The sequence below is a fragment of the Elusimicrobium sp. genome (assembly GCA_015062115.1).
In the GTDB taxonomy this organism is placed as follows: domain Bacteria; phylum Elusimicrobiota; class Elusimicrobia; order Elusimicrobiales; family Elusimicrobiaceae; genus Avelusimicrobium.
The window spans coordinates 81632-103578 of sequence record SUVG01000003.1; the positions used below are offsets into that span (position 1 = coordinate 81632).

General features: G+C 46.6%; 22 protein-coding genes and 1 tRNA gene. 12 read left to right on the forward strand and 11 right to left on the reverse strand.

Features of this window, described 5'->3' with window-relative positions; translation table 11 throughout:
* Positions 1-27 precede the first annotated feature (27 nt).
* The 3 genes from E7027_02810 to E7027_02820 all read left to right on the forward strand — a co-directional run bounded on the left by E7027_02810 (position 28) and on the right by E7027_02820 (position 1911).
* Positions 28-954: a hypothetical protein gene (locus E7027_02810; protein MBE6421056.1), complete on the forward strand. Its 927-nt coding sequence runs from the start codon at positions 28-30 to the stop codon at positions 952-954.
* A gap of 58 nt (positions 955-1012) precedes the next feature.
* A tRNA-Gly gene (locus E7027_02815) sits at positions 1013-1086 on the forward strand.
* A 168-nt stretch (positions 1087-1254) separates the two neighbouring features.
* Positions 1255-1911, forward strand: coding sequence for a hypothetical protein (locus E7027_02820; protein ID MBE6421057.1), 657 nt, complete (start codon positions 1255-1257; stop codon positions 1909-1911).
* A gap of 110 nt (positions 1912-2021) precedes the next feature.
* On the opposite strand, the gene E7027_02825 is transcribed toward E7027_02820, so the two are convergent.
* On the reverse strand, positions 2022-3143 hold the full coding sequence (locus E7027_02825; GenBank protein MBE6421058.1) for an HD domain-containing protein: 1122 nt from the start codon (positions 3141-3143) through the stop codon (positions 2022-2024).
* A 53-nt stretch (positions 3144-3196) separates the two neighbouring features.
* Between E7027_02825 and coaD the strand changes: the two genes are divergently transcribed.
* Together coaD and E7027_02835 are read left to right on the forward strand one after the other, a co-directional pair.
* Entirely contained in the window at positions 3197-3685 is a 489-nt protein-coding gene (gene coaD / locus E7027_02830; protein ID MBE6421059.1) for a pantetheine-phosphate adenylyltransferase, read from the forward strand.
* Between the two features lie 400 nt (positions 3686-4085).
* Positions 4086-7556: a hypothetical protein gene (locus tag E7027_02835; GenBank protein MBE6421060.1), complete on the forward strand. Its 3471-nt coding sequence runs from the start codon at positions 4086-4088 to the stop codon at positions 7554-7556.
* Between the two features lie 59 nt (positions 7557-7615).
* Here E7027_02835 and E7027_02840 read toward each other — a convergent pair whose 3' ends face one another.
* The 3 genes from E7027_02840 to E7027_02850 are packed head-to-tail and all read right to left on the reverse strand — an operon-like array spanning position 7616 to position 10338.
* Positions 7616-9292 carry an STAS domain-containing protein gene (locus E7027_02840; protein ID MBE6421061.1) on the reverse strand — a complete coding sequence of 559 codons (1677 nt, stop codon included), beginning with the start codon at positions 9290-9292 and terminating at the stop codon, positions 7616-7618.
* 4 nt (positions 9293-9296) lie between these two features.
* Entirely contained in the window at positions 9297-10112 is an 816-nt protein-coding gene (locus E7027_02845) for a PHP domain-containing protein (GenBank protein ID MBE6421062.1), read from the reverse strand.
* Between the two features lies 1 nt (position 10113).
* Positions 10114-10338 (reverse strand): NifU family protein, encoded by a 225-nt coding sequence (locus E7027_02850; protein ID MBE6421063.1) that lies wholly within the window; start codon positions 10336-10338, stop codon positions 10114-10116.
* A gap of 156 nt (positions 10339-10494) precedes the next feature.
* Here E7027_02850 and E7027_02855 point away from each other — a divergent pair, with 156 nt between their 5' ends.
* The 3 genes from E7027_02855 to E7027_02865 all read left to right on the forward strand — a co-directional run bounded on the left by E7027_02855 (position 10495) and on the right by E7027_02865 (position 12358).
* Positions 10495-10962: a hypothetical protein gene (locus tag E7027_02855; protein ID MBE6421064.1), complete on the forward strand. Its 468-nt coding sequence runs from the start codon at positions 10495-10497 to the stop codon at positions 10960-10962.
* Positions 10963-11089: 127 nt separating this feature from the next.
* Positions 11090-11560, forward strand: a complete 471-nt coding sequence (locus E7027_02860) for a hypothetical protein (GenBank protein ID MBE6421065.1) — start codon at positions 11090-11092, stop codon at positions 11558-11560.
* Positions 11561-11653: 93 nt separating this feature from the next.
* Complete coding sequence (locus tag E7027_02865; protein ID MBE6421066.1) at positions 11654-12358, forward strand: hypothetical protein; 705 nt, start codon at positions 11654-11656, stop codon at positions 12356-12358.
* Positions 12359-12401: 43 nt separating this feature from the next.
* On the opposite strand, the gene E7027_02870 is transcribed toward E7027_02865, so the two are convergent.
* The 7 genes from E7027_02870 to E7027_02900 are packed head-to-tail and all read right to left on the reverse strand — an operon-like array spanning position 12402 to position 17480.
* Complete coding sequence (locus tag E7027_02870; protein ID MBE6421067.1) at positions 12402-12800, reverse strand: hypothetical protein; 399 nt, start codon at positions 12798-12800, stop codon at positions 12402-12404.
* Positions 12801-12809: 9 nt separating this feature from the next.
* Positions 12810-13676 (reverse strand): bifunctional 5,10-methylenetetrahydrofolate dehydrogenase/5,10-methenyltetrahydrofolate cyclohydrolase, encoded by an 867-nt coding sequence (locus E7027_02875; GenBank protein MBE6421068.1) that lies wholly within the window; start codon positions 13674-13676, stop codon positions 12810-12812.
* Positions 13677-13712: 36 nt separating this feature from the next.
* Positions 13713-14474: a TlyA family RNA methyltransferase gene (locus E7027_02880; protein ID MBE6421069.1), complete on the reverse strand. Its 762-nt coding sequence runs from the start codon at positions 14472-14474 to the stop codon at positions 13713-13715.
* Positions 14464-14712 carry an exodeoxyribonuclease VII small subunit gene (gene xseB / locus E7027_02885; protein MBE6421070.1) on the reverse strand — a complete coding sequence of 83 codons (249 nt, stop codon included), beginning with the start codon at positions 14710-14712 and terminating at the stop codon, positions 14464-14466. The genes E7027_02880 and xseB overlap by 11 nt, the downstream gene beginning before the upstream one ends.
* 12 nt (positions 14713-14724) lie before the next feature.
* Positions 14725-15930 (reverse strand): exodeoxyribonuclease VII large subunit, encoded by a 1206-nt coding sequence (gene xseA / locus E7027_02890; protein MBE6421071.1) that lies wholly within the window; start codon positions 15928-15930, stop codon positions 14725-14727.
* Positions 15931-17181, reverse strand: coding sequence for a replication-associated recombination protein A (locus tag E7027_02895; GenBank protein ID MBE6421072.1), 1251 nt, complete (start codon positions 17179-17181; stop codon positions 15931-15933).
* A 2-nt stretch (positions 17182-17183) separates the two neighbouring features.
* Positions 17184-17480, reverse strand: a complete 297-nt coding sequence (locus E7027_02900; protein ID MBE6421073.1) for a hypothetical protein — start codon at positions 17478-17480, stop codon at positions 17184-17186.
* Positions 17481-17622: 142 nt separating this feature from the next.
* Here E7027_02900 and pheS point away from each other — a divergent pair, with 142 nt between their 5' ends.
* The 4 genes from pheS to E7027_02920 all read left to right on the forward strand — a co-directional run bounded on the left by pheS (position 17623) and on the right by E7027_02920 (position 21940).
* The gene (gene pheS, locus E7027_02905; protein MBE6421074.1) at positions 17623-18663 is read left to right on the forward strand and encodes a phenylalanine--tRNA ligase subunit alpha; all 1041 of its coding nucleotides are present in this window, start codon (positions 17623-17625) and stop codon (positions 18661-18663) included.
* A 9-nt stretch (positions 18664-18672) separates the two neighbouring features.
* The gene (locus tag E7027_02910) at positions 18673-21057 is read left to right on the forward strand and encodes a phenylalanine--tRNA ligase subunit beta (GenBank protein ID MBE6421075.1); all 2385 of its coding nucleotides are present in this window, start codon (positions 18673-18675) and stop codon (positions 21055-21057) included.
* Complete coding sequence (locus E7027_02915) at positions 21057-21317, forward strand: hypothetical protein (protein ID MBE6421076.1); 261 nt, start codon at positions 21057-21059, stop codon at positions 21315-21317. Before E7027_02910 ends, E7027_02915 begins: the two co-directional genes overlap by 1 nt.
* Positions 21318-21448: 131 nt before the next feature.
* Positions 21449-21940: a prepilin-type N-terminal cleavage/methylation domain-containing protein gene (locus E7027_02920; protein MBE6421077.1), complete on the forward strand. Its 492-nt coding sequence runs from the start codon at positions 21449-21451 to the stop codon at positions 21938-21940.
* Positions 21941-21947 lie beyond the last annotated feature (7 nt).

A 21947-nucleotide genomic window follows, 5' to 3' on the forward strand; every position in this document is an offset into this window, starting at 1 on the left:
CTTACTTTTCGTTTAGATAATGAAGATATGAAAAAAGAAGAATTGATGAAAATGCTGCGCAATCCCGCGCAATACCGAAAACAAAAAGAACAACAAAACCCCACCGCGCAACAAGCCGCCCAACAGGCGCAAGTAAGCGAGATGAAAAAGAAGGAAAACAAAACCCTCTTGGCAGTAGGTGCGGGGGTAGCGGCGTTGGTGCTTTTTACCTTGATGATTTCTCTTTCTGCCAAACACAGAGCGGAAGATTTAACCGCGGCATTAGACCCTTCCCAATTGGCGGGTCTTACGGTAGCGGATAAAGAATTTAACCCTTCTGGCGGGGTTACCTATGTTCATATTCAGGAAGGGCAAGATCGCAACGTTTCCGTTAGCAACTTGGGTTCCACCTTACCCATTATCAGTCGGTTTAATTACAAAACTTTTACTCCTAAAAATTTTGAAATTATCGGTGCGGCTCCCTGGGCTTTAACTACTAACTTTTCTTCCAATATGTCCGACCCGGACTTGATGCGCTATTTGTTGGGCAACGACAATATGATTAAAGCCTTTTTGGCCCGTCCCGATGTTGCCCCGCTATTGGAAGACCCGCAACTTTTACTGGCTTTTGCGCAAGACGAAAACGCGATGCGGGAATTTTTTACAAGCGAAACCGTACAAGGCGTATTGAAAAACGAAAAAATGGTGCGCGGTTTGGCGGGAAGCCGCTTTATGAGTTATTTGCTTATCAGCAAGGCTGTTAAGTATTTTCGCGATCGTCCGCAAGAGGCTTTGCAAATTATTCGCGCCAACCCGTATTTAGAAAGCGTGCGTCAAAATCCGCATGTGCGTACGGCCGTGGCGGAAAATCCGTATCTCAAAAAAATCGCCAATGTTTTGTTGGCCGGCACAACCCCTGCTTCGACGGCAAAACCGGCCGCAACGCCTGCGGGAAACAAAAAAACCACAAAATAAATTTGTACACATAAAAAAAATTTGTTATACTATATGTGTTGAAGGTAAACAGATTTTTGCGGGCGTGGTTCAATGGTAGAACGCGACCTTGCCAAGGTTGAGACGAGAGTTCGATTCTCTTCGCCCGCTCCATTTAGACCCCGGGATTTCTCCGGGGTTTTTTCTTTTTATATTTCCCCTTTTTTCTACCGGGGAAATAGGGCCTAGAAAAATCATAGGTCCAATATTTTTATTCACTAGGCCCAAAGACCCTCGCAGAATTTTACCTAAAAAGCCATACTTTAAGTAAGAGAGGGACTTATGAAAAAAATTCTTTTTATTTTAATGGCTGTTTTGATGGTTGCTACGCTTAACGCCGCTCCGTTGCAAGAGGCGGCCCAATCGCGTCGTGCCAAGATGATTGAACGCTACTTGAAACAACGTCTTATGACCGCAGATGTTACAACTGCTTTGATTTCCGCTTCCAAAAACGGAGATGTAGAAGCCATTACCTCTTGGGCGGACAAAGCCACTCAAGGGGCTGCTTTATTGGGCACCGACAAATTCGGAAACAATGTTTTCCATGTAGCCAAAGATGCTTCCACCGTGCAGGCCTTGGCCGCAGCTGTAAGAACTCTTTATAAAAACGATTATGCTTCTAAAATCGCTCAATTGAAAAACCACCGCAATAAAGTAGGGGAAACCCCGCTGATGATGCATGTTGGGTATGGACGCACCGATACTTTTTACTTGTTCTATAACGGATCCGAGTTGGAAACCGCCGTTAAAAACGCGCAAGCGGTAGATAAAGGCGGCCTGTTGAGCGATGTAGCGCAAATTCGCAAAGGGGAAGTTCTCCGCTTGGCGCAAGATAACAGCGGACGCAATTTCTGCCAAGCTGCCCGTGACGGATTGGCCTACTACTCCAATTTACAAGAAGTGGTTGCCTTCTGCGCCCAAGAAACCCCTTACTTATAAGATTTCATCACAAATCCTAACCCTCCTGCACCTCCGGCTACCCTTCCGGAGGTGTTTTTTATATAAAAAACCCCCGGGTTGTTCCCGGGGGCGGTGTGTCTTATTTTTGCTTAACTAAAGAATTTTATGGAGTTCGGCAAAATAACATCTTCCATGACGGTCAATGCGAAAGAGTCTGTCATGCCCGCAATATAATCGGCGATGATGTCGTCTATTTGCGAAGGGTCTTCTTTGTATATGGTTTTCATGGACTTCATATAGTTTGCAAACCCGCGGGCCGTTTGTTTTCCTTCCCGTTCGTAGGCCGAATACTCAAAACCATAGCGCGCAAAAAGCGTACGGAAATAATCAAACAAATCGCGGATACATTTATCAATGGTTTCTTTGCGTTGGCGCATTTGTTCGTTGTGGTAAATGCGTTCGTAATTAAACCGTTTTAATTGAGAAATCAGTTCAAACTTTTCATCGGAAAAGCCGATAAAATCTCTGTCTTTGGAGTGGTTGATAAGATCCAAAGTAAGCGTGTTGATGATTTCCCCGTTGGAAGAGCCGATTTCTTCGCGCACTTTTTGCGGGATATCCTGCGTGGTGATAAGATCTGCCTTAATGGCATCTTCGATATCGCGTCCCAGATAGGCAATTTTATCGGATAATCGCACAATACAGCCTTCATAGGTAGAAGGCATTTGGTTGCGCCCTGTGATCTGTTCCAAATCGTTGGGTTTATCGGCCGGGCGCAAGCAGTTGTTGGCAAAATCTTCTCCGCAGTGGCAGATAATACCGTCCTTTACGGCAAAGGTTAAATTAAGCCCTTCTCCGTAGTTGGCCAAGTGTTCCACCACGCGATAACTGTTAATTTCATGCAGGAATCTTTTTCCTTTTAAGCAGGCATCAATGGCGCGTTCTCCTTCGTGCCCGAAGGGGGCGTGCCCAATGTCGTGCCCCAATCCGATGGCGTAGGCCATGTCTTCGCTTACTTGCCATTTCCCGCTTTTATTTAAGCCGCGGCAAATGGTGGCGGCAATCGTAGCCACATGGAGCACATGTTCAATGCGGGTGCAGATGTGGTCGTTGTTGGGAGCAAAAAAAACTTGTGTTTTGTGTTTTAAGCGTCTAAAAGGAAGGGAGTGGATTATTTTAGTTTGATCCCTAAAATACTCGTCTCTCAAATCCGGGTTATGCGCGTGGGTGCGCCTTAGGTAAATTTCGTCACTAAAAGGGTTTTTTATCATAAAATTATGATACCATAATATAGAAGGCCGCCGCACGGCCTTGCGGAGGAAATATGACTTGTAAACCCGTAGTTTATGCCGGAAGTTTTGATCCCGTTACCAACGGTCATTTGGATATTATCCGTCGGGCGAGTGCCGTTTTCGGTGCGGTGCGGGTGCTGGTGATTCCCAACGCAAACAAAACCCCTCTTTTTACGCTGGAAGAACGACGCAGTTTACTAGAGCAGGCACTTGTCGGGGAAAGAAATGTGGAAGTGGCAACCGTTACCAAGGGACTACTTACCGATTATATGAAGGCTCATAATCTTACGGTAATTGTTCGTGGCCTCCGCTCGGCGGCAGACTTGGAACACGAGCAGACCAATGCTTACTTTAACCGCCTTTTCTCTCCCGAAACGGAAACGGTTTTTCTGCCGGGAAAACCCGAAAATGCCTTTATCAGTTCTTCGGCTGTGCGCGAAGCCGTGCGCTATGGGGCCGATGTATCCGCATTAGTGCCCGTTTGTGTGGCTCAAGCCTTGGCAAAAAAAGAAGTCAAATAAAAACTATCGTCGGCAGACATTTTTTTCTAATCTAAAAGAACTACCCTAAAAATGGGCCTTTTATTCGGTTGAAGCCTAGGTTGTAAGTTTACTAAAATATAGGTGGAGACGGATAAAAGGAGATTGTATGTACTGTGCCAAATTAAAAAAATTTGCGTACCAGTGCGAACCCAAACGCTTAAAGCGCTTGAAGGGTGAGCTGTGTTTTTCCTTTTTTTCCATTATTCCTTCTCATTTGTACCCCAGTTGTAATCAATATAATCATGCTGTAAAAAATAGTAATAATCTGCAACATTTTGTAGTCCCGTTTTTGTATAGGGCCAAAAACCTAAGTAATATAGGTCTTTTGGCCCTGTTTTTTTGTCGGTTAAAATGGAATTATTAATATAAGAGGAGAATTATGAGAGCGCTAATATCGCTAGTACTTAGTTTTTGTATCATCTTCAGCAGCGTTACGCCTTCGTTTGCGCAACTGCTTCCCAAAGTGAGCAGAAGTGCAATCAAAGGGCTTAGCGGTGCCGGAAGCGTTTTGGGCAAAGGAACCGTCGCGTCCAGCAAGATTTCTTCCGGGGTATATGCGGCGCTTGCTCGTCAGCAACTGGCCGGAGTATTTACTAAAAGCAATATTGTTCCTACGGAATTGTTGCAACTTCCCGCCGCTGTGTTGCCTTCCCGCATTTTGTCTTATCCCGACCCGGTTATTCGCACGGAACTTTTACGAACCTCCTTTTTAACGCTCTCTTTAGGTCAAAACATTCCTGCCGAACAACTTACTCAAGCCCTGGGCCACTACAAAGCCTCTTTAGCCGAAGCCTCCTCTTCTTTCCAACAATTTTCTCAACAAGAAATGACCGCCCTTTTGATTGCGCATCGCACGCAAGATGCGGTGGCCCTGCAAAAAGCTGCTAAAGTTTCTGCGGCCTTAACGGATGCTAGTGCGATCGGTTTATTAGGTACGGCGGCCGATGCTCCGGCTTTGTTGGCTTTTTATAAATCTGCCGGCGAAACTATTTTCAAAGATGTGGCCGAAGTTATTACGGCTCGCGGTTTGCTGCGCCAAGGGGCTTATGAAGAATTATCCGCTTGGGCGGCTTCTCTCCCGGCGAAAGGCGTATTCTGGGAAGAATTAGCCGCTTATGCCAAAGCCAATAATCTCCCGGTAGAAATTGCAGTCGTCTCCGCTGAAACCGCGGCGGTGCCGGGCATGGCAAACTTCTTGGCAGAACAAGGCGAAATGGTCGCTTTGCACGCGGATATCAGCACCCAAGGCACTGCCAGATGGATGGAAATAGGCAAAACCCCGGTGGTTACCGAAGAAGCCGTTACCGTTACCAAAGCCGATCTTTCCTTCCGCTTACCCGAAATCAATTTATCTGCTCCTAATTTACAAGCCTCCCCGATGCAAGTGGCTCCTTCTGCTCAAGGAGAAGTTGAAGCGGTTGCTCAAGCCTCCTCCCCGCTTTCCCATACCCCTGCAGCTGTTTCCCCTGTGCAAACGGGTAATTTTCTGCAAAGAGGTTTCAATTCTTTAAGAAATTTATTCGGTACCCACTTCCAACCCATGAAAGCCTCCTTTGTTAAAGAAGGCGGCTCGGAACAGGCTTTACCGCTTGAATTAGATGTTTACAGCACCCGCAACAAACTGGGCTCTAAAGATTACGACAGAGTAACCTTCGTTTTTAACCCTAACTTCCAAAACGGTTATATCGCGGAGTTCCGCAATTCCCACACCCCCCAAACTATGGAACATTTCTTCTTAAAAATGGAATCTAACCAAGTGGGCATGTTGGTAAACTTGTTTGAAAAAACGGCCAAACCGGGTAGTAAACTTTTATTGAAGTTGGAACAAAAAGCCAATGTGGAATACCAAAGCATTCGTTTGCCCGTATATACTTGGGACGGCCGCGTCCTTCCCGTGGAAGTGGAAATGCCGATGAAAAGTTACATCGAAGGCGCTGATGTTATCATTATGAAAGACGGCACCTTCGGTTTCCGCGTACAAGATACCGATCGTGTAATTTCCTTGAGCGACCACTATGTTCGCTTGCCGAAACACCAACTTTCCAACTTTGTTCATGCGATTGAAAACTCTCCGGTGAAATTCAAATTGACGGTTCTTCCTACGCATGACCGTACCACTTTAATTACGCGTGACACTTCTCTTACCAACCCGAGTTTGAACAAAACCTACGGTTCCGTAGTGCACAAAACATTGGGAATTTCTCCCTCTACCGCTACCGGGCTTATGTTCACTATCGGGTATGTAATGCCGGGTTTTGCTTCCTTGCTTACTCCCGCCCTTAAGAAATACGGGGAAAAGAACCTGATGTTGGTGGCTATGGGTATGTCCACTATGGCCGGTGTGTTGGCTACGGCCGGCGGCTTCTGGGGTATGGTAGAAGGCATGACCTTGGGCCCCATACAAAAAGGTTTATTCATCACGGCTCTTTTCTTGATGAGCGGTTCCAGCATCTTAAAACAATTGGTATCTAACATGCTTATTCGTGCCAACCGCGGACAAGTAGTGTTGGACAATGTAGGCGCAACCGCCAAGAAAGTACAAGGCGAAACGGCTGCTTTAGAGAAAATGACTTTCTCTACCTTAAAAACTCGTTTCAAAGATTTCTTTACTAAAAAATCGGATGTAACCTTGAAAGACATTGTGCTCTACAACTTGTCCTTTGTGTATAAAAACGTGGGCACGTTGGCTTTCTTGGCCTCTCCGTACTTGATTAACGAAGCCATTAGACTTACCACCGGGGTCAACCTGGGCTTGGACTTCTCCCTCAGTTTCCCCATCTTCGCTTTGTATAGTGCCGGAGTTACCTGGAATGTGTGGCGCTCCAAAATGAGAGATGCCTACTCCGCCAAAAACCTTTCCCAAAGCCAAGTGGCTTTAGACAAGGCTTTGAACTCTGCGGTGGATAAGTTGGTTGCGGAAGGAGGCAATGTTTCTTCCCAAACGATTGATGCCGTTTCCCGCTCGTTAAAAGAAGGGATGGACGATGTTTCCTTTGCCGCTATCAAATTGGATACGAATTTAGGCAAAAAAGACGCTTATACGAAATTGAAAGGCGAAGTATTACCTGCCTTGGAAGGTAAACTCGTAGAAAAAGGTTTGCCGGCTGCCCAAGCCAAAGAAATCACCGAAAAAGTGGCCTCCTCTATCCATGTTCAAGAAAATGTATTGGGTAACATGGCTAAAATGATGAAGGCTCCGGGCGTGTTGTCCTTAACCTCCGCCATGACTTTAGCCACTGTACACGAGTTCGTACTTTCCAGTTCCTTCGCCGGCGCAATGAAACAATTGATTCCGGCCGGAGAACTCGGTAACTTTATTATCGCCGCCACTCTGTACTTGCCGCTCATCATCGGTCGTTTGGGTGGTAACGTAATCAGCAAACGCATCAGTTCCGGCAGTATGTATCTCTTCTGCTCCGCCTTGTCTGCCTTGGGGACGATGATGATGATTGGTGCGGGTAATTCTATCCCGATGACCATTGCCGGTGCGGCCACCGCCAGTTTGGGCGTAGGGAACTTCTTTACTCAAATGTACGATTACATTATGAAGAAATATCCCGCCCAAAACCGCGAACTTTCTTCTATCTTGGCCTTGACGATGGGTATTGCCGGGTTGATGGCTCTGCCGGCTTCCTACTTCGCCGGTATCATCCCCGGAGCGGACTTGCTCTATGCCGCAGGTTGTTTGGGTGCCAGTTTGGTGCTTACCCCGGGCATGATGGCGAACTCCTCCTTCGTTAAAGTAGCCAAAAACGAGTGGAGCAACTTAAAGACTGCCGTAAAGAATTTCTTTAAGCGCGGCAATAAAAACGGCCCGGGCAATTTGGACGGTGCCGCCCCTGTTCAATAAAATTTCAGTACAATAAAAAACCCCGGAATTTATCCGGGGTTTTTTTTGGTTTCTTTTTATTATTCCAAGAAGTGATTGCGTCCGCTGATAATAGATTCGGCCCGCATTAAAGACAGGTCAATGTTTTTACAAATATGGTCGGTTCCTATCTTTTCTACGAATCCGTATTTATCCAGCGTTTTTAATACATGCTTTTGTACATGGGAAAGCACCAACTGTACTCCTTCTTTTTGGCAACGGTTGTAGATGCGTTCCAAGGCGTGGTAGCCGGTGGCATCAATTGCCGGCACGCTACGCATACGCAAAATAAGCACTTTGCAATCTTTGTGGTGTTCCAATGAGTCTAAAAACTTGTTGGCCGCGCCGAAAAAGAAAGGCCCGTTGATTTCGTACACGCTTACATGTTTGGCGATAATCTTGGTGTCGATATCGTCTTTTTGGCGGACTTCGTCCATAATATCGTCGTCGGCATTTTTGATTTGGTAAACATCGGCCATTCTTTTCATAAACAGAACAGCTGCCAAAACGAGCCCAAATTCAATGGCTACCACTAAATCTTCCACCACCGTAAGGGTAAAAGTAGTTAGCAAAATGGCGATATCGCTGGCAGGAGCCTTAAATAAGGCTGTAAAAGAACGCCAATCGCTCATGCGGTATGCCACTAAAAACAAAATGGCCGCCAGAGAAGTCATGGGGATAAGACCAATGTATTTCATCAGGCACATCATCATGACAAACAGAAAACACGCATGGGCCATACCCGCAACAGGGGTACGGCCGCCGTTTTCAATGTTGGCCGCGGTGCGGGCGATGGCGCCCGTGGCGGGAAGGCCGCCAAATAAGCCGGAGGCCACATTGGCCAAGCCCGTGGCTACAAGTTCCATGTTGGAACTGTGGCGTTTCCCAATCATACCGTCCGCTACTACGGCGGAAAGCAGGCTTTCTATCCCGGCCAAAAAGGCAATGGTAAAAGCAGAGGGGAGAAGTTTGCGAATCACTTCATAAGAAATTTCACCCGGCATATGCGGCATAACAAGCGTGCCGTCCACCTGCCCGAAAGTAGAAGTGATGGTGGCTACATTCATACCCGAGAATTTAACCAACAGCGTGGTAATGATTAACGCCGCCAAAGAGCCGGGTAATGCGCGCCATTTTTTCGGCCAAAAGAGAATAATTCCCAAGGTTAATAACCCAACTGCCAGCGTCTGCCAGTTGATGGCCGACAGAGTGTGAAAATATAAGTTCCACTTGGCAAAAAACGCACTGGGGATATCCGTTAGGTTTAACCCCAAGAAATCGTTTATTTGGGTGGAAAACAGCACTACCGCAATTCCGCTTGTAAAACCGGTGGTTACGGGATAGGGGATAAATTTGATAAACGCCCCGAACTTAAAAAGCCCCATAAACATCAAAATAATACCGGCCATAATGGTAGCGGTTAACAGCCCGGCCATGCCGAACTGTTGTAAAATTCCGTACACAATTACCACAAATGCCCCGGTAGGGCCGCCGATTTGAACCCGGCTTCCGCCCAGTAGCGAAATGATAAACCCGGCCACAATGGCAGTAATAAGGCCTTTTTCGGGGGTTACGCCGGAGGCGATTGCCAACGCAATGGAAAGAGGTAAAGCCACACAAGCCACAACAAGGCCTGCGCTTAAATCTTTCAAAATCCGTTGGGAAGAAAATTCTTCAGGGTGATTTTGAAGAAGCGTGAATAATTTAGGTCTAAGCATCATATTATCGGTTGAATAATTTACGAATCAGCCTGTCATAATAAGGCTGAGGAATTTGCATACCCGGGGTGGTAATTCTTCCGGCGTGCGGGCCATGATAGTCCGACCCGGCCGTGCAGAACAAACCATATTTTCTGGCTAAAGCCAGCAGGTCTTGCTTCATTGAGAAGGTATGGGCGGGATAAAAAACTTCAATGCCGTCCAGGCCTGCTTCTACCCACGCGGGGAAATTCCAGTGTTCGCTGACAATTCCCGGGTGGGCAATCACGGCCATGCCGCCGGCTCGCTTAATATGTTGTATGGCTTCCACGGCGGTTACCCCGGCGGAAGGTACATAGCCGGGTTGGCCGGGCACCAAGTAGCGGCGGAAACCTTCCTGTCGGGAAGGCACAACCCCGTTTTCTTTTAAGGCATCGGCCACATGGGCGCGGGAAACGGTGTTGGGGGCTCTTTTGAAAACATCTTCTTCGGTGATGTTTACGCCCGCTTCTATGAGTTGGCGGATAATTTGGCGTATTCTTTCCCGGCGGTTTTGGCGGTTTTGGGCCAAAAAGGCTTGAAAAGTCGGGTTGTCCAAATCTAAATTATAACCCGTGAAGTGCAAATGGTCGTGTTCCCGGGTGCTGATTTCTACCCCGGGGGTAAAAAGAATACGATGTTCTTTGCATACCGCTTCGGCTTGGCGTACGCCGTCGGTGGTGTCGTGGTCTGTCAGCGCAAACACATTTGCGCCTGCTTTCAAGGCCGCGTGCACCACCTCTTTGGGCGAACAGGTACCGTCCGAAAATTCGGAGTGGGTATGCAAATCTATCTTGGGCATTTTATACGCGTTCTACCGCTGTTACGCCGGGGACGAGTTCTTTAATTTTCTTTTCTACCACGGCTTGCAAGGTAAGTTGGGCGTGCGGGCAGGATCCGCAGCGGCCGCGAAGCCCTACGGTTACGATACCGGTTTTTTCATCTACACCGATAAGTTGGATATCCCCTCCGTCGGCTTGCAGAATAGGGCGGATTTGTTCAATTACTTGTTCCACTTGTTCTTTCATATTATTTCTCCAAATTAGTTTTTTATATTATATCTTTTTTAGAAGAGCGCGTTTAGATAACAAAAAGCATAAAAAAGTTGTATGTATCGCAAAAAATATATGCTATACTTTTAGGGAAGACTTTAGAAGTATCTTTGTGAGAGGAGAAAAAGGTATATGAAAAAAATTATCGCTTTAGCGGCCCTTTTAATGTTTGTCAGCGCGCCTGTTTTCGCCCAGAAATATGCCAGCGTAAACGCTAAAAGAGCCAATATCCGCACCTGCGCCGGTACCAAATGCGCTATCAAGTGGTATGCTTGGAGATATACACCCGTTATCATGGTAAAAACCAATGAAGATAAAAGCTGGGTGTTCATCAAAGATTTTGAAGGTTTCAACGGTTGGATTTCCGCCGATTTATTGAGCCCCAATGGCGGTATGTCTGCCAAAGTGGACTTAAATGTCCGCAAAGATGCTTCCGCCAGTGCCGATATCGTTTGCACCGTGGAAAAAGGCTATCCGTTCAAATACCTGGCCAAAAAAGGAAACTGGATTCAAGTAGTGGACGAACCTGCCAACGCCAAAGACGGCACTTGCAAAGGTTGGGTATATAACGCAAACCTTTGGGGTTTCTTCAAACAATAAGTTTTGTTTGTTTTCAAAAAGGGGCTCGCAAGAGCCTCTTTTTTTATCTTGAAAAAATTTCTTTTACAGATATACTATTAAGTGGCGCATCTTGCCAAACCCGTTTTGAAAAGAGTAAAATATAGATATGAAGAAAATTTTAACCATATCCGCTGTGGCCAGTTTGCTGATTTGTGCTTTTTGTGCGGCCCGGACGGTGAACGAAGGTCGTTTCAATATCTCGGGTACCGTAACGGTGCCGGAGCGTTTGGCTCGCCAAGCGGAATCTGCCAATAATTCTTGCGCGATTATCGTTAAGAACGAAGCGGATGTGCCGGTGGCAATTAAACGGGTTGTAAACCCTAAATTCCCGTTGGAATTTACCATGGGAGAAAATGATTTGTTGGCCGAGAGTTTGGACGGTTCGTTGAAATTGGAAGTCCAAATCAATAATCATGGCCAGTTGGGCTTAATTAAACAAGGCGACATTTTCGGTTCTGCCGATACTATGATTAAACCCACTTCCAAAGATATTTTGGTTCAAGCCGATAAAACGATGGGCCCCGTGCGCTTAGCGCGTAATGTGAAAGGAAACTTCTTCCGCACCGCTGCCCGCTAAAACCTGTCTCTTTTATAAAACCCCGGGAAACTCCCGGGGTTTTTTATTTGCCCGGCCCTTGCACTTTGGTCTTTTTTTTCTTAGACTAAAGGTATGATATACTTTGCACATCGGGGAGCCTCGGCCCAACGCGTTCAAAATTCTTTGCCGGCTTTTGCGCTGGCTCGCGAGCAGGGGGCCACTCACTACGAATTGGATCTCCACCTCACCAAAGACCGGTTTTTAGTTGTCCATCACGACCACTCTTTATTATCTACAACCGGGCACGATGTGCAACTGGGCGGGCTTACTTTAGCCGATTTGAAAAAATATCCCCTTCAAAACCCCTTTGACAGCCGGGAACTTTATATCCCTTCCCTCAAAGAAGTATTGCCCGTAATTGTAGAAGATTTGCAACTGTTTAATTTGGAATTTAAGAACGAAGGGAACTGCTATCCCGGGATAGAGGAACATACTTTGCAGGTGCTTAATACTTTTGTGCCGGAAGTGTTCCCTAAAACGCTGTTTTCCAGTTTTGATTATGAAACCTTAGTGCGTATCCGCCAATTAAATAAAAGCGTGCGTATCGGTCTGTTAACGCGCTCTTTTGATATTGCGCAGGCCCTTTCTCTGCGGGCGGAGAGTATCCACTTAAACGCGACGCGTTTTTCTCCCGAAATGGTGCAGATTTGCCACGATAACGGCCTGAAATTGTACCTCTATACGGTAAACGATTTGGAAACGGCCCGCCAACTGGAGTGGTTGGGGGTGGACGGTATTTTTACAGACCGAATTGATTTGTTTACAAACCGCAAATAAAAAACCCCGCTGTAAAAAGCGGGGTTTTTTGTTGAGAACAAGATTAGTAATCATACTCGGAGGAAGAATCTTCCGCGGGGGCTTCGCCTTGCATACCATAGTATTCTTCGGGCGTGTAGCGTTTGGGTTTTTGCCACAGGCGTTTTTCTTTACGGTGATCGGCGTCGCTGGGCTGGCCGGGGATTTTGGGTTGTTGGCGTTCATCAAAGAAGTAAACTTCTTTTTGTTCTTCCGGCCCTACATTAAAAATATATTCGGATTCCGTCAACGGTTTAGTTTCGCGGCGTTCTTTAACGGCTTCGCTACTCAAATCTTCCATATAATCTTCTTCCGTCAAATAAATTTTGCGGTTATATTTTTCTTTCTTTTTTGCGTTGGTGTTACAGCCGGCCACTACACCCAAACACAATACTAAAACCAAAAGTTTAAGAGCAGTTTTCATAAGATCTCCTTAAATTTTCCTTTCACCTGATATTATAATGTTTTCCAGCAGTACTGCAAGCGTTACGGGGCCCACTCCGCCGGGAACGGGAGAGTAGGATACTGAAAATTTATCCATTTGTTCCGGGACGGCATCTCCGCACAAGCGGTTGTTTTGTTCGTCCCAGTTGGTAGAAATATCCGCCACAATCGCCCCTTTTTTTAACCAAGATGCGTCCAGAAGCCCCGGTTTGCCGGCCGCGGAACAGACCACATCGGCATCGCGCACGGCGCGGGGCAAATCGGTTTTGGTGTGGCAAATTTTTACGGTTGCGTTTTGGCAAGTAAGTAAATGCGCAAGCGGACGGCCTACCGTAATAGAGCGTCCGATTACCACGGCTTCCGCTCCTTCTAATTTCACACAGTGATAGGCCAGTAACAAAACTACCGCCATCGCCGTACAAGACACAAAACCGGGCAGGGCTTGCACCTCTTTCCAGGTTTTGCACAGGAACAGATTGCCCATATTGATGGTGGACATACCGTCAATGTCTTTTTGCGGAGCCAATTTGTCGGCATAATTGGTGGCCGCTAAATGGGCGGGCAAAGGCCGCGGAATTAAAATAGCATCTACCGTATCGTCCGCGGATAAAGTTTCCACCAATTTCAAAAAATCTTTGGCCGGGGTTTGATTATTTACTTCGTAAATTTGGGTTTCCACTCCCAGTTTTTGGGCGGCTTCCACTTCTTTTTTCAGGTAAACATGCGCGCCGTAATCTTCGGTAGAGCCGATCGCGCAGAGTTTAATGGGTCTGCCCAAAGCGGCCCGCACCCTTTCCGCCCTTTGGGGGAGGGTTTGGCGAATTTTGGCTGCTAATGTTTTTCCTTCTAAAATCATATGTATTATTTTACCAAATTAAAAACAAACCCGCAGTTAAGCGGGTTTGTTTATTTTAACATGCCATAAATACTCAATGTTTCCGTGAGTCCCTTTGATGGGGCTTTCTATCACTTCACCCGACCAACCCCCGTATTTTTCCTTCAAATTTTCTTCAAAGAAATCTTGCACCCGTTTAATGGCAAGTTGGCGGTTTTCTTCCGTCTTTACAATACCGTGAGGCACTTGTTTGGGGGTTAATTCAAATTGGGGCTTAATTAAAAATACGATTTCGCCTTGCGGTGCCATAATCTTAAAAAGGGGTTCCATAATCATGGTAAGCGAAATAAAAGACACATCTACCGCGGCAAAATCGGGGGGCGTTTCAAATAGGTCGGGAGTCATGTAGCGGGCATTTGTTTCGGGTTTGAAGTGGAAATTCTTGTAACGGCGCATTTCGTCTGCCAGTTGCCCCTTGCCGACATCTACTCCATACACATCTTTGGCACCGGCTTGCACCATGCAATCGCTAAATCCGCCGGTGGCAACGCCAATATCCACACAAGTTTTTCCCGCTACGGAAATATTCCAAGTTTTCATGGCTCCTGCCAGTTTGAGACCGCCGCGCGACACATAGGGGCAAGATTTTTCTTTAATGGCAATGGTATCTTCGGGCAAAATGGTGCGGTCGGCGCGGGTATCTACCTCGCCGTTTACCAAAATTTCCCCGGCCATAATGCTGGCTTGCGCCCGGTTGCGGCTGGCGAAAAAGCCCTGCTCGACCAAGGCCATATCCAAACGCAATTTTTTATTCGCCATCGGTAGTCTCCGCCAAATCGGTGTCAAAAGGTTCCGTTATCATTTCGGCTCCTTTTTTCTTTAATTCTTCCACTTTGAATTTTACCGTTTCCAACTTTTGGGAAAGTTCTTTGGATAGAACAATTCCTTCTTCAAAAAGTTTTACGGAAGCGTCCAAATCGGTTTGTTCTTCTTCGAGTTTGGAAACAATTTCTTCCAAACGGGAGAGTTGTTTTTCAAAATTAAATTTCGTTGCCATATTAAAAGACCTCTACTTTACTTCGGTATAAATCATGCCGTCTTGCACTTGTACAAAAATTTGCTCTCCGGGTGCAGTTTGATGAACACTGCTGATGACGGAGCCGTCCTTTTTGCGGGTGATGCTGTATCCGCGTTTTAATACGGCTTGCGGGCCCAGCGCCAACAACTTTTGTGAAGCGAGTGCATAGCGGTTTTCAAAATCTTTTCGCTTGGTTTGAAAGGCATTGTCCAAACGCAGGGAAAGGTCGTCGAGTTCCTGTTCTTTAGCCAGTGTTAAATTTTCCGGATATTTGAAAACAGGGCTTCCCACGGCCAAATCATAACGGCGTTTGGCGCGTTCGTAAAACAGACTGACAGCCTGTAACAACCGTTTTTGTAATTGCGAAATGTGCGTCTGCGTGTTTTGGGAATTTTGCACTACCAGTTCTGCCGCAGCCGACGGCGTGGGCGCGCGTAAATCTGCCACAAAATCGGCGATGGTAAAATCTACTTCGTGTCCCACGCAGGAAATAACAGGAATCTTGCTTTTGAAAATGGCGCGGACAACCGTTTCTTCGTTAAAAGCCCACAAATCTTCTATGCTTCCGCCTCCGCGCCCGAGCAAAATAACATCGGGTTTCGGGGTAAAAGAATTGGCATCTTCCAAGGCTTGGGCAATTTGAGGGGCGGCTTCGTCCCCTTGAACCAGGGTAGGAATAATCAATACTTCCAAATGAGGATTTCGTCTTTTTAATACGGATAAAATATCCCGCACGGCCGCCCCGGTGGGGGAAGTGATAACGGCGATGCGTTGCGGAAACAGAGGAATTTCTTTTTTATGTTCCGGTAGAAAAAGGCCTTCCTCTTCCAACTTTTTTTTCAGTTTTTCAAATTCTAAAAAGAGATTTCCTTTGGTAAGTGATTCAGCCGTTTTGGCTACAATCTGGTAACGGCCTTGCTTGGCGTAGCAGGATAAGTCTCCGCCTACACGCACCTTCATGCCTTCTTCAAGTTGCCCGCCGTATTTTCGTGCGTCCCACTTGAACATTACCCCGGACAAAAGAGCCTCGCGGTCTTTCAAATCAAAATAAACATGGCCGCTGGCGGCCGTGCGCAGGTTGCTTACTTCCCCTTCTACAAAAACACCGCGGAAAACACCTTCCATCATTTGCTTGATAGCAAGCGTAATGGCGGTGACGGTAAAAACTTGGCCTCTAAATGGTGCTTCGGGCTCCATTTATTCTCCTTTGGTTTTTTTGAGGCGGTCGATAAGCGGAGCCTCTTTGCCCAGAGAGCCCGGCTCAAAAAAGCGCATGGGATTGGGCATATAAGATTGTTTTACAAAATGGTTGGGGTAATCATGCGCGTATTTATATCCGCGGTTTTTCCCGCCGGAACGCAAATGCTCCGGTACCGGGCGGTAGCGCCCTTCGCGTACTTCTTGCAACGCGGCGTTAATGGCATTGTAAGCGGAGTTGCTTTTGGGGCAACACGCCACATAAATAGCGGCATGAGCCAAGGGGATACGCACTTCGGGCATTCCCAATTCTTCCGCGGCCTGAAAAGCCGCCTGTGCAATCATCAATGCGGCAGGTTCGGCAAGGCCCACATCTTCGCTTGCACAAATTAAAATGCGCCGTGCGATAAAACGCGGATCTTCGCCGCTTTCCAACATGCGCGCCAACCAATAGACGGCGGCATCGGGGTCGGAACCGCGCATAGATTTGATGAAGGCGGAAATGACATCGTAGTGTTCATCTCCTTTTTTGTCGTAATTAAGATGACGGCGTTGGATACACTCTTGCGCGATTGCCAAATCAATGTGTTTTTTTCCGTCTTTACCGGGTTGCGTGGTTACAAAGGCCAATTCCGCGGCATTGAGCATTTTGCGGGAATCGCCGTTGGCCTGCGTGATGAAGTATTGTGCGGCATCTTCTTGCACAATGGCATTTTCCTGCTCGGCGGCTCGGGTTAAAATTTTAAGAAGATCTTGGTTTCCCAAAGCCTTAAATTCAAACACGGAAAAACGCGACAAAAGCGCGGTGTTAATATAATAATAAGGGTTTTCGGTTGTAATGCCGATTAAAATAATATCCCCTCTTTCCACAGACGGAAGGAGTACATCTTGTTGGGTTTTGTTAAAGTGGTGAATTTCGTCCAAAATAACGAGGGTTTTTCGGGAATCAAAACTGGGGGTGAGGGCGCGTTCCTTGGCTTCGGCTAACACTTTTTTGATGTCCGCCACTCCGGCCGCCGCCGCATTGAGTTCCACCGTATAAGACTGGGTGCGCGACGCAATATAACGCGCCGTGGCTGTTTTGCCACAACCGGGCGGGCCAAAGAAAACGGCGGATTTAATCATATCCGCTTCCAACAAGCGCCGCAACATTTTGCCCGGCCCCAACAAATGCGGTTGGCCGGCAAAGTCTTCCAGTTTTTTAGGCGCTTGGCGGGCGGCCAAGGGTAAAGAGTTTTGTTCTTCTTGCATGGTTATTTTTGCGGGGTTTCCAACGAGGTTCGCAATTTGTGTATCAGTTCGTTTACGCGCGATTCCTCTTCCAACCGTTTCCCGCCGGCGTGTTGGTTTTGTAAGTATGCTTGCGCCGCAAAGTGAAGTGCGGTGATAAGCGCTTGTTTCAGGGTATCAATTTCCCCTTCTTCACGCAGCGTCTTCATGTGGTTTTCCACCGTGGCGGCCAAGTCCGTCAATTCCACGACGCCCAAATCTTTGGCTTCCACTTCCAGTGTAATGCGGTTTATTTCTACTTGTACAATATCTTTTGCCATATAAGTATTGTATCTTTTTTGAGCCGTATTATGGGAAAAACCGAAAAACTCGTTTCATTTGGCAGATTTTTTGTTAAAAATAACCGAAAAATAAGGAAATTTCCCTATACGGAGTACTCCGGAAAATACTATAATAAACTATATGACTATCCAAGAATTTCAAACTGCCTGCACTGCTATCGAGCAGGAATATAAAGACAAAATTTCCCAAGCCGCCACTTTGGCCGAAGTAGAAGATTTGCGCGTGGCCGCTTTAGGAAGAAAAGGGGCCTTGACCGAACTGTTAAAAGGCCTGAAAGATTTTTCTATTGAAGAAAAGAAACAAGCCGGCCCGCTCGGCAATGCGTTGAAAGCCGCCCTTACGGCCGCTTTAGACGAAAAAACAGCCTTTTTTGCGGAAAAAGAAATCAACGAAGAACTTAACAAAACCGAAATTGATTTGACCCTCCCCGGCTATCCCGTGGCACAAGGCCACCGTCATCCTCTTTCCGTGGCGCAAGACCGCATGACCGATGTGCTGTCCCGCTTGGGTTTTGAGTGGGCAGAAGGCCCTTGGGTGGAAGACGAAAAGCATAACTTTGATTTGCTTAATATCCCGCTTCATCACCCGGCTCGCGATGCGCAAGATACTTTTTTTGTAGATGGCAAAATGCCGCTTGTATTGCGCACGCATACTTCCAATGTGCAAAGCCGTTACATGGAAAAACATAAACCGCCGCTGCGCATTATGGCGCCCGGCCGCGTGTTTCGCAACGACAGTTTAGATGCTACCCACAGCCCCGTTTTTCACCAAATTGAAGGGTTATATGTGGATAAAAATGTCAGCATGGCCGATTTGAAGAGCGATTTGACGGCTTTTATGAAAGGCTTATTCGGTAACAAAGCCGAAATCCGCTTCCGCCCTTCCTTCTTTCCGTTCACGGAACCGAGTGTAGAAGTAGATGTAAAATGTGTGTTCTGCCAAGGGAAAGGTTGTAATGTGTGTAAAGGCAGCGGTTGGATTGAAATGTTGGGCGCGGGGGTCGTTCACCCCAATGTGCTGCGCAACTGCGGCATTGACCCCGAAGAATTCAGCGGATATGCTTTCGGTTTAGGAGTGGAACGCTTGGCGATGATGATGCTTAATATCAAAGATATTCGCACCTTCTACGAAAACGATCTGCGCGTATTAAAACAATTTTAAGGAAAAAAGATGAAAATACTTTACTCTTGGTTAAAAGATTTTATTGATTTGGACTTAACACCCGAAGAACTGGTTAAAAAACTGACGGATTTGGGCATTGAAGTGGCTTCTGTGGAAACCACCGGGGCCGATTTTGAAGGTGTCCATGTGGCGCAGATTATTCAAATCGACGACCACCCCAATTCCGATCACTTGCACTTGGTTACCTTGGACTTGGGCGGCGGCAAAACGCAACGCGTTGTTTGCGGAGCCCCCAATGTGGCCGTCGGTCAAAAAGTTCCGCTTGCTCGCGTAGGGGCGCGGTTAGGCAAAGAAGTATTAAAGCCGGCGGTTATCCGCGGAGTAGAATCCGAAGGCATGATTTGTTCTTCCGATGAACTCGGCCTTACACAAACCCGTGCTCGCGGTATTATGGTGTTGCCGGAAGAATTGGAATTGGGAACAGATGTTTCTTCCCTTTACGGCAAGCCGGACTCTTTATTTGATTTGGAAATTACCTCCAACCGCCCCGATTTGCTTTCCCATTTAGGTGTCGCCCGCGAATTGGGCGCTCTTCTTAACAAAGAAGTAAAACTTCCCGAAATTAAAGATATTGCGGGGGAAGGGAAATCGTTGGAAGTGGAAATTCAAAATCCGGAAGGGTGCCCCCGCTATATGGGGCGTATTATCCGCGGGGTAAAAAATGCGGAATCTCCCAAGTGGATGAAGACACGCTTGGCTGCTATGGGCCTAAACCCCAAAAATGCTTTAGTCGATATTACCAACTATGTTATGTTTGAACTCGGCAACCCGCTTCATGCTTTTGATTTGCGCGAAGTGGAAGGCGGTAAAGTGATTGTTCGCAACGCTCAAGAAGGCGAAAAATTTACCGTATTGGGCGGCCGCGAATTGGAACTTACTTCCAATTGCCTGATGATTGCCGACGGAAAAAAGGCCACCGCCTTGGCGGGTATTATGGGCGGTATGGACAGCGGAATTAAAGAAGATACGCAAGATATTTTTATTGAAGCTGCGTATTTCAATGCTCCTTCCGTTAATAAAACCGTCAAAAAGTTTGCTATTTCTTCCGATTCTTCCCAACGCTTTGAGCGCGGAACGGATATTGAAGGGGCCGCTTTGGCTATGCGCCGCGCCAGTGAGTTGTTTGTGCAAATCTGCGGCGGGGTGGCCAGCGAAATTAACGATGTTTATCCCACTAAATACGAAAACCCCGTCGTCACTTTTTCTCCGGCGGATATCAACCGCATTTTGGGAACCCAAATTCCGGCGGAACGCCTGCAGGAAATTTTTTCGCGTTTGGCATTGGACTTTAAGGCCGAAGGCGACGCTTGGACTTTCAAAGCTCCTACGCACCGCCGCGACCTGAACCACAAATGGGACTTGGCCGAAGAGGCCGCCCGTTTTGCCGGGTACGATATGATTCCCGTCAGCGAAACGAAAGCCCGTTTGCAATTTGCCGATAACCCGAAAGGGATTGATTTGGGCAAACGCTTTGCGCGTTCGCTTATCGGCTTTGGTTTTTGTGAATGCAAAAATATCGATTTCGTAGGTGAAAAAGAAATCAAAGCGTTTGGTTTTGATCCTAAATTCTGTATCAAAATCAAAAACGCATTGGCTCAAGGTTGGGATTATTTGCGCCCCACGTTGCTTCCCTCTTTGCTTAAAAACGTAGAAAGCAACTTGCGCTTCGGGAATAGTAATTTAGCTTTGTTTGAAACCACCAAAACCTTCCAATCTATGAAAGGTTTCCCGGTGGAAAACTACACCGTATCCGGCGTACTTACGGGTACCTTGGAGCAGGAAAAATTCTTCGGCGCAAAAGAACGCCCGATGGATTTTTATTTACTTAAAGGCCTGATGCAAGGGCTCTTTGCGGAGACGGACGGTATTACGCTTGTGCCTTCCAAAACGGTTCCCGGTTATATGCACCCCAAAATTTGTATGGATATCCAACTGGCCGGCAAAACTATCGGCTTGTTTGGTAAACTTCACCCGTTAACCTTAAAGGCTTTCGGTATTAAAACCCAAGAAGTATGGGGCTTTGAATTTGCCACCAAGCAAATTGAAAGAGGCTACTGCGCCACGGACTTCAAACCGGCCAAAGATTTAGCGGTCTTTCCGCCGTCTTTGCGTGATTTATCCGTTGTTCTCGATAAAGGCATTACCTACGCGCAAATTACTTCCGCGTTAGATAAAACCCCTTTAGATGTGGAACTTTCTTACCGTTTGATAGACCTTTACCAAGGTGACCATTTGCCGGAAGGGAAAAAGAGCGTTACTTTTAGTTTGGCCTTTTCCAATCCGTCCCACACCTTGAAAGATAAAGAAACGGAAGAAGCATTTAGCCGTATTGTAGAACAATTGCGCACCCAAGTAGGGGCCGAACTGAGATAATGCAAGAAAAATTAAAACAACTGGAACTTTTGGTGATGCAATCCCTCGCCCGGCAGAAAGACCTGCAGGGCGAGAATGCGTCGTTGAAGGCGCGCCTTAGAAATTTGGAAAACGGCGTGGATAAATTAAAAGAAACAGAAGCGGAACTGCGCGAGATAAAAGAGTGGAAGAAAAATGCGCAGGCGGTGCTTCGCCGTTTGTCGGGCCGGTTGGAAAAAGAAATTGCAAAAGCGCAGGAAGAAGAAAAGAAAATTGTTTAATCAAATTTCTGTTTCCTTTATTGAACACGGCCTTCGGCCGTGTTTTGTATGGAAAAAAGGATAGTTGAAAAAGGGAATATTCCCCATTAAACTATCTAAGAAGGAAATGCTTCGCGTTTCAGGAGAAAAATATGAATAAAGGGTTTACTCTTATTGAGTTATTGGTAGTCGTGCTTATTATCGGGATATTGTCGTCAGTTGCTTTGCCGCAATATACCATGGCGGTGGAAAAAGCCCGTGCAACCGAAGTGTTTACCGTGGTGGCGGCCATGCGCAAAAATTACGAAATGTGCAATTATATGGGTGAATGTACCCAGGAAATGTACTTTGGAGACTGCGGTATGAAACCGAAGAGTGTAACGGGAAACGATAGTGATTATAACACCTTGGTCGGCAATAATTTCCAATTCGCCGCAACTCCGTTTGGTTTTGCCGCATTTTGGGATAAAAAAGTTTCCGATGTAAACTCTGCCGATTATATGTTTGCTTGGATGCCCCGAGGCGGTAGTAACGAAATAGACCAACTTATCTGCACGAGTAATACCGATAAAGGGAAGAAGTTTTGTAAATCTCTTTGTGGTTATGAACAGTGCGATGTGGATCGTAAAACAAAATATGATTAAAATTAAA

Bases quoted from the DNA above. Each gene is read 5' to 3' on its own strand.
- E7027_02810 (MBE6421056.1), top strand. From the start codon at position 28: ATGAAAAAAGAAGAATTGATGAAAATGCTGCGCAATCCCGCGCAATAC.
- E7027_02820 (MBE6421057.1), top strand. From the start codon at position 1,255: ATGAAAAAAATTCTTTTTATTTTAATGGCTGTTTTGATGGTTGCTACG.
- E7027_02825 (MBE6421058.1), bottom strand. From the start codon at position 3,143: ATGATAAAAAACCCTTTTAGTGACGAAATTTACCTAAGGCGCACCCAC.
- coaD (MBE6421059.1), top strand. From the start codon at position 3,197: ATGACTTGTAAACCCGTAGTTTATGCCGGAAGTTTTGATCCCGTTACC.
- E7027_02835 (MBE6421060.1), top strand. From the start codon at position 4,086: ATGAGAGCGCTAATATCGCTAGTACTTAGTTTTTGTATCATCTTCAGC.
- E7027_02840 (MBE6421061.1), bottom strand. From the start codon at position 9,292: ATGCTTAGACCTAAATTATTCACGCTTCTTCAAAATCACCCTGAAGAA.
- E7027_02845 (MBE6421062.1), bottom strand. From the start codon at position 10,112: ATGCCCAAGATAGATTTGCATACCCACTCCGAATTTTCGGACGGTACC.
- E7027_02850 (MBE6421063.1), bottom strand. From the start codon at position 10,338: ATGAAAGAACAAGTGGAACAAGTAATTGAACAAATCCGCCCTATTCTG.
- E7027_02855 (MBE6421064.1), top strand. From the start codon at position 10,495: ATGAAAAAAATTATCGCTTTAGCGGCCCTTTTAATGTTTGTCAGCGCG.
- E7027_02860 (MBE6421065.1), top strand. From the start codon at position 11,090: ATGAAGAAAATTTTAACCATATCCGCTGTGGCCAGTTTGCTGATTTGT.
- E7027_02865 (MBE6421066.1), top strand. From the start codon at position 11,654: ATGATATACTTTGCACATCGGGGAGCCTCGGCCCAACGCGTTCAAAAT.
- E7027_02870 (MBE6421067.1), bottom strand. From the start codon at position 12,800: ATGAAAACTGCTCTTAAACTTTTGGTTTTAGTATTGTGTTTGGGTGTA.
- E7027_02875 (MBE6421068.1), bottom strand. From the start codon at position 13,676: ATGATTTTAGAAGGAAAAACATTAGCAGCCAAAATTCGCCAAACCCTC.
- E7027_02880 (MBE6421069.1), bottom strand. From the start codon at position 14,474: ATGGCGAATAAAAAATTGCGTTTGGATATGGCCTTGGTCGAGCAGGGC.
- xseB (MBE6421070.1), bottom strand. From the start codon at position 14,712: ATGGCAACGAAATTTAATTTTGAAAAACAACTCTCCCGTTTGGAAGAA.
- xseA (MBE6421071.1), bottom strand. From the start codon at position 15,930: ATGGAGCCCGAAGCACCATTTAGAGGCCAAGTTTTTACCGTCACCGCC.
- E7027_02895 (MBE6421072.1), bottom strand. From the start codon at position 17,181: ATGCAAGAAGAACAAAACTCTTTACCCTTGGCCGCCCGCCAAGCGCCT.
- E7027_02900 (MBE6421073.1), bottom strand. From the start codon at position 17,480: ATGGCAAAAGATATTGTACAAGTAGAAATAAACCGCATTACACTGGAA.
- pheS (MBE6421074.1), top strand. From the start codon at position 17,623: ATGACTATCCAAGAATTTCAAACTGCCTGCACTGCTATCGAGCAGGAA.
- E7027_02910 (MBE6421075.1), top strand. From the start codon at position 18,673: ATGAAAATACTTTACTCTTGGTTAAAAGATTTTATTGATTTGGACTTA.
- E7027_02915 (MBE6421076.1), top strand. From the start codon at position 21,057: ATGCAAGAAAAATTAAAACAACTGGAACTTTTGGTGATGCAATCCCTC.
- E7027_02920 (MBE6421077.1), top strand. From the start codon at position 21,449: ATGAATAAAGGGTTTACTCTTATTGAGTTATTGGTAGTCGTGCTTATT.